This is a genomic window from Rathayibacter sp. AY1C4 (genome assembly GCF_002932195.1).
Classification (GTDB): Bacteria; Actinomycetota; Actinomycetes; order Actinomycetales; family Microbacteriaceae; genus Rathayibacter.
This window is the reverse complement of the sequence record NZ_PSWE01000009.1, coordinates 91836-108660: the sequence shown is the minus strand read 5'-3', so window position 1 is coordinate 108660 and position 16825 is coordinate 91836. Positions and strand designations below refer to the sequence as shown.

Here is a 16825-nt window from a genome sequence, read left to right as displayed (position 1 = left end):
GGCGGTGACCCGCACCGATCTCGACGGGCTCCTCGTGCCTCGTCGCCCGTCGCGCAGTCGGCTTCCGCGCATGGTCGCAGTGGGAGGAGCGGGTTCCGTTCCGGGTACGACGATCCGCTCGCACGCGGATCGCCGGTGACCCTGCGGGGTCGTCGTCCGACTCTTCGTCGGCCGCGGTGCGACCCTGCGAGGGAAGGTGATCCCCTCACTGCTGGTCGAGCGGCCGCGGAGCGGCGTACCGAGAACCGCAGGGGACGAGGTCGGTGCGGATCGCGGGCGCAGTGTCTTTCGGGCGGGTCAGAGGCCCCGGGCGGAGACGACGGAGACCATGCGCTCGAGGGCGTACACGGGGTCGCGGGTGGCGCCCTTCACGTTCGCGTCGGCGTCGGCGACCGTCAGGATCGCGGTGCCGAGGCCCTCGCCGGTCCAGCCCTGCAGGTCGCGCCGGGCCCGGTCCACCTGCCACGGAGCGAGGCCCAGACGCGAGGCGACCTGGCCCGAGCCCTCGCGCGAGCCGGCGACCTTCGCCATGGTCCGCAGCTTGCTCGCGAACGCGGCGACGATCGGTACCGGGTCGGCACCGGAGGCGAGGGCGTGGCGGAGCCCGAGCAGCGCCTCGCCGTGACGGCCCGCGATCGCGGAGTCGGCGACGGTGAAGGCCGTGGTCTCGACGCGGCCGCCGTAGTACTTCGCCACGGTCGCCTCGGTGATCTCGCCGGTGACGTCGGACAGCAGCTGCTGGCACGCCGACGCGAGCTCGTCGAGGTCGTCGGAGAAGGCAGACACCAGGGCTCGGACGGCACCGGTGGTCGCCGTGCGGCCGGCGGTGCGGAACTCGGCGATCGCGAAGTCGACCTTGTCGCTCTCGCGCTTGAGCTCGGCGCAGACGATCTCGATGCCGCCGCCCGTGCCCGAGCGGATGGCGTCGAGGAGCTTCTTGCCCCGGTTGCCGCCGCCGTGGCGGAGCACCAGGGTCGCCCCGTCCGCGGGCGCCGAGAGGTAGTCGAGGGTCTCGAGGAGGAACGCGTCCGTGCACTTCTCGACGTTCGAGACGCGGATGAGGCGGGGCTCGTCGAAGAGGGACGGGCTCGCGAGCGTCAGCAGCTCCCCCGGCGCGTAGCCGCCGGCGTCGATGTCGCTGACCTCGAGGCTCGGGTCCTCGGCCCGGAGGAACTCGCGGAGGAAGCGCAGCGCGCGGTCGGCGAGGAACTGCTCCGGGCCGGTGATCAGCACGATCGGCGCCGGCCGGGTCTGGTTCCAGGCGAGCTGCGGGATCGCCGCCTTCGAGGGCGCTGCCTTCGCGCGCGCCGGGGCCCTGCCTGCCATGCCGTGTCCTTCCGTGCCGCGCCCGTCCGAGCGCCCTCCACCCTACGGCCCGCTCACGGCGCCCCGAGGCCGCCGCGGGAGCCGTCGCGCCGCTCACCCAGACCGCGATCCCGTCGCTGCGGGACGCGAGCACGACCGTACCCTCGACATCCGACCTCAGCGCCTCGACCCCGCGCTCGGCCAGCAGAGCGAGGAGCGACGGATTCGGATGACCGTAGTCGTTCTCCGCCCCGACGGAGATCAGCCCGACGCTCGCGCCGAGCGCGTCGTAGAGGGCGGGCGACTGGTCGGCGGAGCCGTGGTGCGCGACCTTGACGACGTCGACCCGGCCGACCGGCAGTCGGGAGACGCGCCCCTGCTCCTGCTCGCCGAGGTCGCCCAGGAGTGCGACGGAGAGCGGGCCGCCGCGGGCGTCCGCGCCGATGTCGACCCGGAGGGTCACGCTCGCCTCGTTGCCCCGCAGCGCGCTCCGCCGCTCCGGCCACTCGACCCGCCAGCGCAGCGAGCCGAGCGCGCCGCTGTCGCCGCGGACCGCCTCCTGCACGGCGACCCCGGCGCCGGTGAGCGCCGCCCGGTCGCGCTCGTCGTCGCGGCCCGCGGCGGGCCCGACGAGCGCGGCATCGGTCCGTCCGAGGACGGCGTGGAGCCCGCCGACGTGGTCGAGGTCGTAGTGAGTGAGCACCAGCAGCGGGATCCGGTCCACTCCCATCAGGCGGAGGCAGGCCTCGAGCGGTGCGGGCTCGGGCCCCGTGTCGACGAGCAGCACGCCCGCGTCTCCGCGGAGGAGGACCGCGTCGCCCTGCCCGACGTCGCACATCGCGACACGCCAGTCCTCGGGAACCGAGGCGGCGCGGAGGAGCGGCGTGGCGACGGTGGTGCCGCCGGCGGCCGCGATCGCGCACGCCAGCCCGACGGCGGCGATCCGGCGCACCCGCGCGAGCCGCGGCGACTGCGTGACGAGCACGAGGGCGAGCAGGGTCAGCACGGTGAGCGCGAGCGCTCCTCCCACGCCGGGCCACCAGGCGATCCTCGGAGCGGGCCACGAGTCGACGGCGCGGGCGATCGAGGCGATCCACCAGGCGGGAACGGCGGCGAGACGGATCGCCGCGTCGGCGGCTCCGGGCCACCAGGGAGCGAGCAGGCAGCCGACGAGCCCGAGCCCGGTCGCGGCGGGTGCCGCGGGCTCGGCGAGCAGGTTGGCGAGCACTCCGTACACCGGCACCGACGGGTCCACGAGCAGCAGCACGGGCTGGCAGGCGAGCTGCGCCGCGGTCGGCACCGCGAGCAGCAGGGCGAGAGGCCGGGGCAGCACCCGACCGAGAGCGCCCGCGATCGGCTCGGCGAGCAGCAGGAGTCCGGCGGTGGCGAGGACGGACAGCACGAAGCCGAGCCTCCCCGCGATCGAGGGGTCGGCGGCCACGAGGAGGACGACGGTCGCGAGCAGAGCGGGCACGGCCGCTCCGGAGCGACGCCCCAGCCGCGCGAGGAGGACCACCGTCGCCATCACGGCGGCCCGCACCACGCTCGGCTCGGGGGTCACCAGCACGACGAAGCCGGCGAGCAGGGCGAGGGCGGCGACGGTCCGGAGGCGGCGCCCGGCGCCGAGGAGCGCCGCGATCGTCCAGCCGGCGACCACCACCACGGCGCAGTTGGCGCCCGAGACGGCGGTCAGGTGGGTGAGCGACGCGGTGCGCATCGCCTCCTCGAGCCCCGCGTCGAGCGCGGACGTGTCGCCGGTCGCGAGGCCCGGCAGCAGCCCCGCCACATCGCCGCTGACCAGCGCCGCGCGTTCGAGGAAGCGCGAGCGCAGCACCTCCGCGACGGCCGCCGCTCCCCCGGGACCGCGCCGGTCCTCAACGGACGCCGCCCTCAGCATCGTCGCCTCGCCGACGGACCCCTCCTGCGCCGCAGCACGCGCCTCCAGGTCGAGCTCGGCGCCCACGGGCAGACGACCGCCGGGATCGGCGAGCAGCACGCGGACGGGGGCCGCGGTCGACGCGTCTCCCACCCGCAGCGCCGTCGCGTCGAACCACACTCCCCCGGTCGCGAGCGGTCGGGCACCCGTGTCGACGCGCACGGTGACCGGAGTGAGGGCGCGATCCTCCTGGGCCTCCCGCAACAACGCCGGGTGGCCACCGGGCGCCGCAGCGACGACGGAGGTGAGGGCCAGGGCGGCACCCGCGCCCGCGACGAGCACCGCTCCGACCAGCCGCCCGCCGAGGCCGCGCCGGAGCAGGACGCACGCCGCCCCGAGCAGCACCCAGCCCGCGGCGCACCACGAGAGGCCCCCGTCGAGCACTGCCGCGACCGGCAGCATCCCGGCCGCCCACGCGGTGGTCCAGGCGGCCACCGCTGCCGGCAGGAGCCGCAGGTCCGCCGCCCGCACGCTCCTCACGGCGCGACCTGGTCGCGGAACGCGGCGAGCGTCTTCTCGCCGATCCCGGGGACCTCGAGCAGCTGGTCGACGGAGGAGAACGGGCCGTTCGCCTCCCGGTGGGCGACGATCTTCTTCGCGGTCGCCGGGCCGATCTCGGGCAGCTCCTCCAGCTGGGCCGCCGTCGCCGTGCTCAGGCTCAGCACGGATCCGGCGGCGGAGGCTCCTCCTGGAGCGGCCCCGCCCGGAGCCGCTCCCGCCGCGGCCGGCGCCGCTCCCACGGCCGGCACGACGATCTGCTCGCCGTCCACGAGCCTCCGGGCCAGGTTGACCGCCGCGCGCTCCGCCGACTCCTGGAACCCTCCGGCGGCGGCGACCGCGTCCGCCACCCGCGCCTCCTGCGACAGGACGTACAGCCCCGGAGAGGCGACCTCGCCGGCCACGTGCACGTACAGCGACTCGACCGCCGCAGCAGCGGGCGCGCTCGTCGACACGGCGGGCTCCAGGACCCGCTCATGACCGCTCGACCGCGCTCCCGCGAGCAGCACCGCGACCACCGCGGCGCCGATGACGAGCACGACCGCCGCTCCCACTCCCACGCGCCAGCGCGGGCGGGCGCGGCGGGGCCGCAGCAGCGCCGTCAGCTGCTCGTCGTCCGTCCCGCTGGTCTCTGGCATCCGCCGACGGTAGGACCCGCGTCACCGCCCGGCGCGGCCGCCGACACCGATCCGGGGACAGCCCGCCGGATCGCCTCCCTGTGGAGGAGAGGGCAGCACCGGCAGGACGCACGACGGGGCCCCTCCTGCGAGAGGAGGAGCCCCGTCGGGACGGATCGGCGGCTAGACCGCCTTCGTCACCAGGTTCACCAGGCGCGGCGCCCGCACGATCGCCTTCACGACCTCGCGGCCGACGAGAGCCCGGGCGACGCCGGCCGTGGCCCGCGCCTTCTCCTCGAGCTCGTCGGAGGAGATCTTCGGCGAGACCTCGAGCCGGTCGCGGACCTTGCCGTCGACCTGCAGGATCGCCGTGACCTTCTCCTCGACCAGCAGCGACGGGTCGGCCTTGCGCCACAGCGCGTGCGCGACGGTGCCCTCGTAGCCCAGACGGTGCCACATGTCCTCGGCCGTGTACGGCGCGAACAGGTTGAGAGCCATCGCGACCACCTCGACCGCCTCGCGGACCGCGGGGTCCCCGGCCCCGGCGCCCGAGTCGACGACCTTGCGGGTCGCGTTGACGAGCTCCATCAGCCGCGCGACCACGACGTTGAACTTGAACGCCTCGATCAGCGACGGGGACTCCGCGAGGAAGCGGTGGGTCTGGCGGCGCAGAGCCGCGTCGCCCGACTTCCACTCGACGTCGGGCCTCGAGGTGACGTCCTTCGCCAGGCGCCAGGCGCGGGCGAGGAACTTCGCGCTGCCGCCGGGCGAGACGTCGGCCCAGTCGATGTCGTCCTCGGGCGGGCCGGCGAACGCCATCGTCAGGCGCACGGCGTCGACGCCGAACTCGTCCAGCTGGTCCGAGAGCCGGACGATGTTGCCCTTCGACTTGGACATCGCCGCGCCGTCCATCTGCACCATGCCCTGGTTCAGCAGCGCGGTGAACGGCTCCGTGAACGACACGTAGCCCAGGTCGAACAGCACCTTGGTGATGAAGCGCGCGTACAGCAGGTGCAGGATCGCGTGCGTCACGCCCCCGACGTACTGGTCGACGGGCGCCCACTTCTCGGCGAGCTTCGGATCGAAGGCCTGCGTGTCGTCCTTCGGCGAGAGGAAGCGGAGGAAGTACCACGAGGAGTCGACGAAGGTGTCCATCGTGTCCGGGTCGCGGCGGGCGGGCGAGCCGTCCACCGGGTGCGGCACGTTCACCCAGTCCTCCGCCGCTCCGAGCGGCGACGATCCCTTCGGCTGCAGGTCGAGGCCGTCGGTGGAGGGCAGGACGACGGGCAGCTGGTCCTCGGGCACCGGCACGAGCTCGCCGTCGGCTCCGTGGATGATCGGGATGGGGGTGCCCCAGTAGCGCTGGCGCGAGATCAGCCAGTCGCGCAGGCGGTAGTTCTTGGCCGAGCGGCCGCGGCCGCGCTCCTCGAGCATCCTGATGACGCGCTCGATGGCCGTGCGCTTGGAGAGCCCGTCGAGCGGCCCGGAGTTGATCAGGCGGCCGTCGCCGGTCAGCGCCTCGCCGGTCGTGGCGGGGTCGAGCGAGTACTCCTTCTCGAGCGCGGCCAGCTCCTCCGGATCCTCGGGGATGACCGGGATCGCCCCGGTGACGGACGCGTTGGTGTCGACGACCACGCGCACGGGCAGGTCGAAGGCGCGGGCGAAGTCGAGGTCGCGCTGGTCGTGCGCGGGCACGGCCATGACGGCTCCGTGGCCGTAGTCGGAGAGGACGTAGTCGGCGGCCCAGATCGGCAGCCGCTCGCCGTTCACGGGGTTCACCGCGTAGCGGCCGAGGAACACGCCGGTCTTGGGGCGGTCGGCGGTCAGGCGCTCGATCTCGCTCGACTTCTGCACCGTCTCGAGGTAGCTGCGGAACGCGTCGCGGATCGCGGGCTCGGAACCCTCGACCAGCTCGGAGGCGAGATCGGAGTCGGGCGCGACGACCATGAAGGTCGCCCCGTAGAGCGTGTCGGGGCGCGTGGTGAAGACGGTGACGCGCTCGTCGCGGCCCTCGATCTCGAACTCGACGTCGGCGCCGATGGAGCGGCCGATCCAGTTGCGCTGCATGGCGATGACCTTCGACGGCCAGGAGCCCTCGAGCTGGTTCAGGTCGTCGAGCAGCCGGTCGGCGTAGTCGGTGATCTTGAAGTACCACTGCGTGAGCTTCTTCTTGACCACGACCGCACCGGAGCGCTCGGAGGTGCCGTCCGCCAGGACCTGCTCGTTCGCCAGGACCGTCTGGTCCACCGGGTCCCAGTTGACCCAGCTGTCCTTGCGGTAGGCGAGGCCCTTCTCGTACATCTTGAGGAACAGCCACTGGTTCCACTTGTAGTACTCGGGGTCGGAGGTGTGCAGCACGCGGTCCCAGTCGAAGGACGCGGCGTAGCGCTTCATCGAGCGCTTCTGCTGCTCGATGTTGTCGTAGGTCCAGGTGACCGGGTTCAGCCCGCGCTTGATGGCGGCGTTCTCGGCGGGCAGGCCGAAGCTGTCCCAGCCGATCGGGTGAAGGACGTTGAAGCCCTGCTGGCGCCAGTAGCGCGCGATCACGTCTCCGAGCGCGTACGCCTCGGCGTGGCCCATGTGCAGGTCGCCCGAGGGGTACGGGAACATGTCGAGCACGTACTTGCGGGGGCGCTTGTCGTCGGGGTCGTCCGTCGCGAACGGGCGCGTCTCCTCCCAGATCGGGAGCCACTTCTCCTGGAGCGCTCGGAAGTCGTAGCGCTCCTCGTCGCTCGCGCCGGTCTGCCGGGAGGTGTCTTCTGCCACAGGTGCTTCTCACTTCTGAAGGAGGGGGAGAACGCGCACACGTGGGCGGCTGCGTTCGACCATCAACCCTACTGGCCCTGCGCGCACGGCAGACGAACGCGGCGCCCGCTCACTCCTCGGCGGCGCCCAGCACCGCGAGGAGCGCCCGCGCCTTCAGCCGCGTCTCCTCGACCTCCTCCTCCGGCACCGAGAGGGCGGTGATGCCGCCGCCGGTCCCCAGGCGGGCGCGCTCGCCGTCGAGCACGAGGGTGCGGATGGTCATCGCGAGGTCCAGCGAGCCGTCCGAGCCCAGGCGGCCGAAGGCGCCGGAGTAGACGCCGCGGGGACCGCCCTCCCACTCCCGCAGCAGCTCCACCGCCCGGCGCTTGGGCGCTCCCGTCATCGAGCCGGCCGGGAAGAGGGCCGCGATCAGCTCGGCGATCCCGACGCCCGGCGCGCGGCGGGCCGAGACCTCGCTGACCAGCTGGTGGACGTGCGGGTAGCTCTCCACCTCGAGCAGGCGGTCGACGACGACGGAGCCGGGGGCGGCGATCCGGGCGAGGTCGTTGCGGACGAGGTCCACGATCATCACGTTCTCGGCCCGCTCCTTCACGCTCGACACGAGCTCGTCCCGGTGCGCGCGGTCCTCGTCGGCGTCCCGGCCCCGGGGGCGCGTGCCCTTGATGGGATGCGTGGCGACGCGTCCATCGGCCCCGCCGGAGAGGAACCGCTCGGGCGAGGCGCTGACGAGCGCGAGCGGGCCGAGGCGGATCAGCCCGCCGTGATGGCTCGGGCTGGAGCGGCGGAGGCGACGGTACGCCTCGACCGGATCGAACCGGCCCTCGACGACGATCTCGTCGGTGAGGCAGAGCTGGTAGGCGTCCCCCGCGCGGATGGCCTCCTGGCAGCGGCCGATCAGCGCCGTGTACTCGGCGGCGGAGTGGCGGCGGACCGGGTCGCCGGCGGGCTCGGGATCCGCGGGGTCCGCGGGTGCGGGCGCGCCGACGAGCTCGAGCAGGCGCGCGGTGAGCTCCTGCACGTCTCCCGTGGCGACCAGGCGGACGGTCCGGGTGCCGTGGTCGAACTCGAGCACGGGGTCGCCCCGGAGCAGGGCGAGGGCCGGCGGATCCGCGGGGCCGGTCGGCGCCGAGGGCAGGGAGACGGAGGCGGCTCCCGCCTCGTAGGAGATCCAGCCGTAGCGGCCGAGCGCGCGGTCGCCCGCGGGGGCCTCGTCGTCGACCGCGGCGAGCGCCGCCGCCACGTCGCCGCCGGCCTCGACGAGCAGCACGTCCCCGCGGGCGCACGCGCCGAGGTAGGAGCGGCCGCTCGTCGCTCCGAGGCCCGAGTCGAGCCAGAACGACGCCTCGGCCGTGGCGAACAGGGCGTGGTGCGCGAGCTCCGGATCGACCCAGGGCAGCTCGATCGAGCGGACGTGCCGATCCTCCGAGACCACTGGGCTAGCGTAGGCGGTCGTGGACGGCGAGCAGGTTCGGGAGTGGGACGGGCGGGCCCTGACGAGCGTTCCCGAGCCGCCCGGCACCTCCCTGGACGCGGCCGACTCCTGGCTGGTGGACGAGGGACGCGTCCGCGGGCTCGACCTGCACCGCGAGCGGTTCGCCGCCTCCGTCGCCTCGGCGGGCGGGCACCCGGACGTCGAGCCGTTCCTCCACGCCGCGATCGCCGCCCTGCCCCGCGAGGGCCGCTCCTTCCCCCGCGTCGAGCTCTCGGGAGGCGCCCTGCGGCTCCGGCTGCGATCCGCCCCGCCGACGACCCGCTCCGTGGTGCTGTGGACGAGCCCCGTGGATCCGCGCCGGACACCGTCCTGGAAGGGGCCGGACATCGCACGTCTCGCCCTCCTGCGGACGCGCGCGCACGCCGCGGGAGCGGACGAGGCCGTGCTGCTCGACGCCGAGGGCGCTGTCATCGACGGAGCGAGCAGCGCGATCCTGTGGTGGCTGGGCGACGCGCTGGTCGTCCCTCCGGCGACGAGCACCCGCGTGCGCAGCGTGACGGCTCGCACCGTCTCGGTGCTCGCCGGCGCGCTCGGCGTGGACGTGATCGAGGCCCCGGCCGAGCTGGAGTCGCTCGAGGGCCGTGAGGTCTGGACGGCCAACGCCCTGCACGGTCTGCGGCTAGCGACCGCCTGGGCGGACGGACCGGCGCTCGCCGCGGAGCCGGGCCGCCTGGACGCCTGGCGGAAGCGGCTGGACGCTCTCAGGCGGCCTCTCCCGGCGCTCTGACCCGCGGAGGACCTCAGCTCCCGCGCGTCCCCCAGACGGAGGGCCCCCGTTCCGGTCGCACTCGTGCGTCCGCCGTGCGAGCATCGAGTACCCCCTCTGCCGGCCCCCGCCGGCCACTCGAGAAAGTCCTGCGATGACGCGTTCCCCCTCCCCCCGCCCCCTCGCCTCCGGGCTGATCGCGCTCGTCGCGACCGGTGCCCTGCTCTTCGGCGCGACCCCGGCCCTCGCCGCGGAGAACCCGCAGAAGCCCCTCTCCTCCTCCGAAGAGGCGCCGACCGGCCTCGCTCCCGCGAGCGAGTCGCCCGAGGCCGCCCAGCAGACCGCCCGCGCGGCCGTCAGCTACTACAACGCCCTCGTCGGCGGCGAGGAGCTGGCCGCCGGACAGCGGATCGTCTCGGGCACGAACGGCTACTCGTTCCGGATGCAGACCGACGGCAACGCGGTGGTCTACGACCCGCAGGGCCGCCCCACCTTCGCCACGAACACCCAGGGCCGCGGCGACCACCTGGTCATGCAGACCGACGGCAACATGGTCGTCTACTCCGCCAAGGGCGGCCCCGTGTGGAGCACGAACACGATCAACGAGGCGGGCGCCTCGGTGATCATGCAGCCCGACGGCAACCTCGTCGTCTACCGCGAGAACGGCTCGCCCGCCTGGGCGAGCAGCGTCCGCCGCGTCATCGCCGAGCCGGTGACCGACACGCTGTTCACGGAGCAGACCCTCCGCCCCGTCCACCAGCTCACCTCCGCCGACGGCCGCTTCAGCGCCGTCATGCAGAACGACGGCAACTTCGTCGGCTACGGCCCCCAGGGCGCCGTCTGGGGCACCGGCACCGGCGGCTCCGGCAACCGCATCACCATGCAGAAGGACGGCAACGCCGTCATCTACGGCTCCGACGGCTCCGTCAAGTGGTTCTCGGGCACACGCGGCAAGGACCTCCGCCTGGGCATCAACAACGCCGGCTCGCTGATCATCGTGAACCCGTCCGACGACGTGATCTGGACCAGCCAGGCCGCCTTCCCCTCGACCACGCTCTACGCGGCGAACTCGCTCGAGGCGGGCAGCTTCCTCCGCTCGGCGAACGGCGTCTACCGAGCGGTGATGCAGGCGGACGGCAACTTCGTCGTCTACGGCAAGAACGGCCCGATCTGGGCGTCGAAGACCACCCGCGCAGGCGGCTTCTTCGCCCTCGACACCAGCGGGCAGATCGCCGTGGGCACCGAGACGACGAGCGGATGGTCGGTCGTCCCGCCCGCCGCATCGGTCGGCCCCTACAAGCTCGTCATGCAGGACGACGGCAACCTCGTCGAGTACGACAGCCGCCGCGCGGTCTGGGCCAGCCGCGGCTGACGCCCCTCCGCCACGACGCCCCCTGGTCCCCGGACCGGGGGGCGTCGTCGTCTCCCCCGCCGTGGGACGATTCCCCGACCCCGCCGCCCTCCCCGACAGGACCCCTGCGATGACGCACCTCCCCTCCGGCCGCTCCCTGACCGCCTCCCTCGCGGCGCTCGCCGCCACGAGCGCGCTCCTGCTGGGCTCGCTGCCCGCCGCCGCGGTCGAGGCCCCGCCCTCGGCGTCCTCAGCCGTCGCCTCCGCCGCGGTCCTCCGTGCCGGCGAGCAGCTCGCGCGCGGCGAGCGCCTGGTGTCCCCCGACGGCGCCTCCTCCCTCGTGATGCAGACCGACGGCAACGCCGTGGTCTACGCCGCCGGCGGCCGTCCCACCTGGGCCTCGGGCACGCAGGGGCGCGGCGACAGCCTGCGGATGCAGGATGACGGCAACCTCGTCGTGTACGCCGCCGACGGACGCCCGGTCTGGGCGAGCGGCACGGTGGCCGACCCCGGCGGCGAGCTGCGGATGCAGGACGACGGCAATCTCGTGATCTACCGTCGCAGCGGCTCGGCCGCCTGGGCCAGCAGCATCGGCGGCCGGATCGACGAGCCGCGCACCGACACCCTCCGCCGCGGCAGCACCCTCTACGCGGGGAACCGGCTCGCCACCCAGGGAGGCACCACGGCGGTGATGCAGGCGGACGGCAACCTCGTGGTCTACGGGCAGGGCGGGGCTCTCTGGGCGAGCGGCACCCGCGGCCGGGGCAACGTACTCCGGATGCAGGACGACGGGAACGCCGTGGTCTACACCGCGGACGGCGCGCCCGTGTGGGCCTCGGACACGTCCGGCGAGCCGGGCGCCACGATGGTCCTCCGCGAGGGCGATCTCCGGATCGCGGACGACTCCGGCGTCCTCTGGAGCAGTGCTGCGCTCGTCGTGCGCGACTCGCTCTCCCCGAGCGGCCTCGTCGTCGCGGGCACGCGGCTGACCTCGGCGAGCGGGCAGTGGCGGGCTGAGATGCAGCGCGACGGCAACTTCGTCGTCTACGGGCCGAACGGCGCGGACTGGGCGACGAACACCTCCTCCGCCTCCGGCGCCGCCTTCTCGATGAGCTCCGAGGGCCGGCTCGACGTGGCCGACTCCCGGATCCTCTGGCTGCGGTTCCCGAGGATCTCCTTCGGCATCGGCCAGAGCGGCGTCGTCGCGCCCTACCGCCTCGTGCTGCAGGACGACGGCCGCCTCGTCGAGTACGACGGCATCGGACGGGCCGTCTGGGCCAGCAGGGGCTGACGCGCGACGCATGATGGAGGGGTGAGCGACCCCGGCGACTTCATCCGCTCGGCCCTGGAGTACGAGGGCGACGTCTGGCGCGCGCAGGACGTGCGCGAGCGCCTGGGAGCAGGGCTCGACTCGACGGGCGCCTCGGTCGGGGCGGTCCGCGGCACCGTCCGCGACGCGCTGAGGAAGTTCCGCTCGCTCGAGCACGACGACGTGACAGCCCTCTCCTCCGAGCTGTGGGAGCCGGCGGTGTTCGAGCCGCGGCTGGCGGCCGTCGTGCTGCTGCAGTCCCGAGCCGAGTGGCTGCGCGGCTCCGACCTCACCCGGCTCGAGGGCTTCGTCCGCGACTCCCGCGTGGACGAGCTGAGCGACCCGCTGGCCCGCGACGTCGTCGCTCCGCTCCTGGCAGGGCTGCGCGGTGCGGCGCGGACCCGGGCGGACGCGGTCCTCGACCGCTGGGAGGCGGAGGGCGGGCGCCTGGCGCGCGCGGCCTCCCTGGCGCGGGCCTCGGTCCGGACGGAGCACGGCTGAACGGCCGCTCGGACCGACCGCCCCGCGGAGCCGGACGCCTGCTCAGGCGGCCCGGTACTCCTGAGCCGCCGTGCCGTCCGCCACCCGGATCCGCGTGTCGAACTCCAGGCCCGGATCGACCCGGTGCGCGATCAGGACCACCGTCCGCCCCTCGGCGGCGCGGAGCAGATCCCCGAGCAGGGCGTCGGCCACGGGAGCGTCCACCGACGCCGTCGGCTCGTCCAGCACCAGGACGCGGAAATCGGCCAGGAGTGCGCGTGCGAGGGCGATCCGCTGAGCCTGGCCGCCCGAGACGAGCGAGCCCCGCTCCCCCACCCGCGCGTCGAGCCCGCCGCGTGCAGCGACCCAGGGCCCGAGCCCGACCCGCTCGAGCACCGCCTCGAGCACGGCGCCATCGGCCTCGGGCCGCGCGAAGAGGAGGTTCTGCCGGATCGTGTCGTCGAAGAGGTACGGCTGCTGCTCCACGAGTCCGACCCGCTTCCGCACCTCCGCCTGCGGCAGCGTCCGCGCCTCGACCCCGCCCAGGAGGTAGCTGCCGGAGTGGTCGAGGAAGCGCACCAGAGCGTGCGCGAGCGTCGTCTTCCCGGAGCCGCTGCCGCCGGTGACGAGGACGCGCGCACCCTCCGGCAGGTCGAGCGAGACGCCCCGCAGCGCGGGCGTGTGCGCGCCGGGCCAGCTCACCGACAGGTCGCGCAGGACGATGCCGGCGCCCCGGGGAGCCGGGGCATCCGGGTCCACGTCCGCGTCGGTCGCGAGCGCCGGCGACGCCGCCTCGGCGTCCAGATCGGCCAGGCGCTGAGCGCTCGAGAGCGCGGTGCGCGCCGCATGCACGGCGAGCGGCGCGGCGGCGGCGACCTCGAAGACCGCGAGCGGCACGAGCGCGACGACTCCCAGCGCCGGACCGCCGAGGTCGCCGATCGCCGGGATCCCGAGCGCGAGGCCCGCCCAGACCGCACCGCCCGAGCAGAGGGCGAGGACGGCCGCGGCCAGTCCGGCGGAGGCCGCCCGCCGACGCGCCGCCCGGGCGAGCGACTCCTCCGCGCGTGCCACGTCCGCCAGAGCGTCACCCGCCGCATCGAAGGCGATGAGCACGTCGAGGCGGGTGACCAGCAGGTTGAGGCGCTCGGCGAGCTCCCCGCGCAGCGGCGCCAGCTCGCGATCCGCCTGCGCGGAGAGCCGGCCGGCGCCCAGGGCCCCACCGGCGAAGGCGAGGACCAGCAGCGCCAGCAGCACGGCGCCCATCGCCGGCAGCAGCAGCCAGACGCCGACCACCGAGACCGCAGCGACCAGCGCCGCGACGACCAGCGGCTGCACGACGCGCAGCGGCACGTCCTGCTGGGCGTCGACGTCCGCCACCACCCGGGAGACCAGGTCGCCACGGCGCACGCGGCCCAGCCCGTCCGGCGCGACCGGCACCAGGCGCTCGTAGACGCCCGCCCGGAGCTCCGCGAGCGCGCGGAAGGCGGCGTCGTGGCCGGTCAGTCGCTCGAGGTAGCGGAAGAAGGCCCGCGCCAGCGCGAAGGCCCGCACGCCCACGACGGCCATGGAGAGGAACAGGATCGGCGGCTGCTCGGCCGCGCGGACGATCAGCCAGGCCGAGCAGGCCAGCAGCGCCACGACGGCGGAGGAGGAGAGCAGCCCGAAGGACAGACCCGGCAGGAAGCGGCGCGGCCCGGGCATCGCGGCGCGGAGGACGTCGGAGCGGTTCACCTCACGACCGCCCCCGCCGGCGCCAGGGCGATCACGGCGTCGGCCGCCGCGACGGTCGCGGGCCGGTGGCTCGCGACGACGACGATCGTCCCGCTCTCCGCCAGCGTCCTGAGTCCGGCGAGCAGCGCCCGCTCGGACTCCTCGTCGAGGGCGGCGGTCGGCTCGTCCAGGGCCAGCACCGCGCACCCGCGCTCGAGCAGGCGGTGCACAGCGCGGGCGACGGCGACACGGGCGCTCTGCCCGCCCGAGAGGCCCGTCCCCTCGGCGTCGAGCCGGCGCTCGGGGTCCACGTCGACGGCGGCGATCGCCAGGGCCCGCCGCACGCGCTCGGGGTCCGGCGAGAGTGCTCCGAGCCCGACGGCGGAGGCGACGCTCCCCGGGAGCAGGTCGGGCCGCTGGCCCGCCCAGGCGAGCGTCGACCGCAGATCCGCGACCGGCGACCCGCCGAGCAGCAGCGTGCCCGAGAAGGGCACGAAGCCCGCGAGCGCGGCGATCAGCGTCGACTTCCCCGACCCGCTGGGCCCGGTCACCACGGTGATCGACCCGACGGGGAGCACCGCGTCGACAGGAGCGAGCGTCCGCCCGCGTCCGTCGTCGACCGCGAGACCCCGCAGCTCGAGCGCCCCCGTCGCCGCCGGGGCCTTCCCGCGAGCGGGCAGGGCCGCCGCGCGCTCGAGGACGGCGAAGGCGCGGTCCGCCGCCTGCACCCCGTCGGCCGCCGCATGGAACTCGGCACCGACCTGGCGCACCGGCAGGAACACGTCCGGCGCCAGCACCAGGACGAACAGCCCGACGGCCAGCCCCAGCGAGCCGTCGACGAGCCGCAGCCCGATCGAGACGGCGACCAGTGCGACCGAGAGCGAGCCGGCGAGCTCCAGCACGAAGCCGCTGACGAAGGTCACCCGCAGCACCTTCATCGTGTGCACGCGGTAGTCCTCGGTCAGCGCGCGGATCCGCGTCGCCTGCCGCTCGGCCCGCCCGAAGATCTTGAGCGTCGCGAGGCCGCCGACGGTGTCGACGAAGCCGGACGCGAGCGCCTGCAGCCGCTCCCACTGCCGCGCCTGCACGACCTGAGTCGCCCAGCCGATCAGCACCATGAACACCGGGATGAGCGGCAGGGTCACCACCAGGAACACCGCGCTGAGCGGATCGGCGAGGAAGACCACGAGCGTCAGGAGCGGCGTCGCCACCGCGGTGGCGATCAGCTGCGGGAGGTAGCGGGCGAAGTAGCCGTCGAGGGAGTCCAGTCCGCCGCCCAGCAGCGCGACGACCCCGCCCGAGCCCCCTTCGGAGCGGCCCGCCGGGCCGAGCTCGACCAGTGCGGCGAGGACCGCCTGCCGCAGCTGCGCCTTCGCTCCTGCTCCTCCGCGCACCGCGTTCACCTCGGTCGCCCAGGCGAGAGCCGCCCGCGCCGCGACGACCGCGAGCAGGGCGGCCAGCAGCGGCGCGAGATCGTCGGCGCTCCTCCCGTCGACCGCACCGGCCACCAGCTGCGCCACGAGCCACGCGAAGGCGACGATCGCCAGGGTCCTCGCCAGCGCGAGCACCCCGCCGAGCAGGAGGAACACGCGGGCCGCCCGGGCGTAGCGGAGCAGGCGCGGATCGAGGGGCTTCACGTCAGTGGGCGTCGACCGGGATGTGCGCGCGGCTGATGCGCTTGCGGAAGATCCAGTAGGTCCAGGCCTGGTAGCCGACGATGAGCGGCACGAACACCAGGGCGGTCCAACTCATGACCGCCAGCGTATAGGGCGTGCTGGAGGCGTTCTCGATCGTCAGCCCGTAGGCGGGGACGTTCGAGGCCGGCATCACCGCGGGGAACAGCGTCGCGAAGAGGGCGAGCACGGCGAGCGCGATGGTGCCGGCCAGCAGCGCGAAGGCGCGTCCCTCCCGGCCTCGCGTGATCGCGAGCCAGCCGCCGACGAGGGTCGCGGCCGCGCCCGCCGAGAGCGCCCAGGAGGCGGTGCTCCCCTGGCCGAGGTTGGTCCAGGCCAGGAAGACCGCGGCGACGACCACGGTGAGCAGCCCCGCGCGGGTCGCCAGGCGGCGCGCACGCTCGCGGATCTCCCCCTCCGTCTTCAGGGCGACGAAGACGACTCCGTGCGTGAAGAAGAGCAGGAGGGTCGTCGCTCCGCCCAGGAGCGCGTAGGGGTTCAGCAGGTCCAGGACGGTGCCGGTGAAGTTGTGGTCGGCGTCCATCGGGACGCCCTGCACGATGTTCGCGAAGGCCACGCCCCAGAGGAAGGCGGGCACCGCGGAGCCGACGACGATCATCGTGTCGAAGCGCCGCTTCCACTGCGCCTCCGGACGCTGGTGCCGGTACTCGAACGAGACGCCGCGGGCGATCAGCGCGAGCAGGATGAGCAGAAGCGGCAGGTAGAACCCGCTGAAGAGCGTGGCGTACCACTCCGGGAACGCGGCGAACAGGGCGGCGCCGGCGACGATCACCCACGTCTCGTTGAGGTCCCACACCGGGCCGATCGTGTTGATCAGCACGCGGCGGTCGGTGTCGTCGCGCCCGAGGAACGGGAGCGACATGCCGACGCCGAAGTCGAACCCGTCGAGGACGAAGTAGCCGATGAAGAAGAACGCGACGATCCAGAACCAGAGAACGGCGAGATCCATGAGGGGTGCCTC

The 16825-nt window shown here is 74.4% G+C and carries 11 protein-coding genes and 1 pseudogene; 4 read left to right on the top strand and 8 right to left on the bottom strand.

Annotated elements, in window-relative coordinates:
* Window positions 1-297: 297 nt before the first annotated feature.
* The 5 genes and pseudogenes from holA to pabB all read right to left on the bottom strand — a co-directional run bounded on the left by holA (window position 298) and on the right by pabB (window position 8554).
* Window positions 298-1326, bottom strand: coding sequence for a DNA polymerase III subunit delta (gene holA / locus C5C99_RS06700; protein WP_104225645.1), 1029 nt, complete (start codon window positions 1324-1326; stop codon window positions 298-300).
* Window positions 1327-1894: 568 nt separating this feature from the next.
* Window positions 1895-3202 (bottom strand): annotated as a pseudogene (locus C5C99_RS17670) (ComEC/Rec2 family competence protein); the annotation flags it as partial.
* Between the two features lie 515 nt (window positions 3203-3717).
* Window positions 3718-4377, bottom strand: a complete 660-nt coding sequence (locus C5C99_RS06680; RefSeq protein ID WP_104339818.1) for a ComEA family DNA-binding protein — start codon at window positions 4375-4377, stop codon at window positions 3718-3720.
* Between the two features lie 162 nt (window positions 4378-4539).
* Complete coding sequence (gene leuS / locus C5C99_RS06675) at window positions 4540-7122, bottom strand: leucine--tRNA ligase (RefSeq protein ID WP_104225642.1); 2583 nt, start codon at window positions 7120-7122, stop codon at window positions 4540-4542.
* Between the two features lie 109 nt (window positions 7123-7231).
* Window positions 7232-8554, bottom strand: coding sequence for an aminodeoxychorismate synthase component I (gene pabB, locus C5C99_RS06670; protein ID WP_104339817.1), 1323 nt, complete (start codon window positions 8552-8554; stop codon window positions 7232-7234).
* Between the two features lie 19 nt (window positions 8555-8573).
* On the opposite strand from pabB, the gene C5C99_RS06665 reads away from it, so the two are divergent.
* From C5C99_RS06665 to C5C99_RS06650, 4 genes are all read left to right on the top strand, one after another.
* Window positions 8574-9341 carry an aminotransferase class IV gene (locus C5C99_RS06665; RefSeq protein WP_258063654.1) on the top strand — a complete coding sequence of 256 codons (768 nt, stop codon included), beginning with the start codon at window positions 8574-8576 and terminating at the stop codon, window positions 9339-9341.
* A 133-nt stretch (window positions 9342-9474) separates the two neighbouring features.
* On the top strand, window positions 9475-10692 hold the full coding sequence (locus tag C5C99_RS06660) for a hypothetical protein (RefSeq protein WP_104251260.1): 1218 nt from the start codon (window positions 9475-9477) through the stop codon (window positions 10690-10692).
* Window positions 10693-10801: 109 nt separating this feature from the next.
* Window positions 10802-11962, top strand: coding sequence for a hypothetical protein (locus C5C99_RS06655; protein ID WP_181074562.1), 1161 nt, complete (start codon window positions 10802-10804; stop codon window positions 11960-11962).
* Between the two features lie 21 nt (window positions 11963-11983).
* A complete protein-coding gene (locus tag C5C99_RS06650; RefSeq protein ID WP_104295034.1) occupies window positions 11984-12481 on the top strand; it encodes a DNA alkylation repair protein in 498 nt (165 codons plus the stop codon).
* 42 nt (window positions 12482-12523) lie between these two features.
* Here the strand turns inward: C5C99_RS06650 and cydC are convergent, their stop codons facing one another.
* Genes cydC through cydB form a run of 3 tightly spaced genes read right to left on the bottom strand, consistent with a single transcriptional unit; the run spans window position 12524 to window position 16813 of the window.
* On the bottom strand, window positions 12524-14191 hold the full coding sequence (gene cydC, locus C5C99_RS06645; RefSeq protein ID WP_104339816.1) for a thiol reductant ABC exporter subunit CydC: 1668 nt from the start codon (window positions 14189-14191) through the stop codon (window positions 12524-12526).
* Complete coding sequence (gene cydD / locus C5C99_RS06640; RefSeq protein WP_104339815.1) at window positions 14188-15807, bottom strand: thiol reductant ABC exporter subunit CydD; 1620 nt, start codon at window positions 15805-15807, stop codon at window positions 14188-14190. Before cydD ends, cydC begins: the two co-directional genes overlap by 4 nt.
* A gap of 1 nt (window position 15808) precedes the next feature.
* The gene (gene cydB, locus C5C99_RS06635; protein WP_104246540.1) at window positions 15809-16813 is read right to left on the bottom strand and encodes a cytochrome d ubiquinol oxidase subunit II; all 1005 of its coding nucleotides are present in this window, start codon (window positions 16811-16813) and stop codon (window positions 15809-15811) included.
* Between the last annotated feature and the right edge of the window lie 12 nt (window positions 16814-16825).

Bases quoted from the DNA above. Each gene is read 5' to 3' on its own strand.
- holA (WP_104225645.1), bottom strand. From the start codon at position 1,326: ATGGCAGGCAGGGCCCCGGCGCGCGCGAAGGCAGCGCCCTCGAAGGCG.
- C5C99_RS06680 (WP_104339818.1), bottom strand. From the start codon at position 4,377: ATGCCAGAGACCAGCGGGACGGACGACGAGCAGCTGACGGCGCTGCTG.
- C5C99_RS06660 (WP_104251260.1), top strand. From the start codon at position 9,475: ATGACGCGTTCCCCCTCCCCCCGCCCCCTCGCCTCCGGGCTGATCGCG.
- C5C99_RS06655 (WP_181074562.1), top strand. From the start codon at position 10,802: ATGACGCACCTCCCCTCCGGCCGCTCCCTGACCGCCTCCCTCGCGGCG.
- cydB (WP_104246540.1), bottom strand. From the start codon at position 16,813: ATGGATCTCGCCGTTCTCTGGTTCTGGATCGTCGCGTTCTTCTTCATC.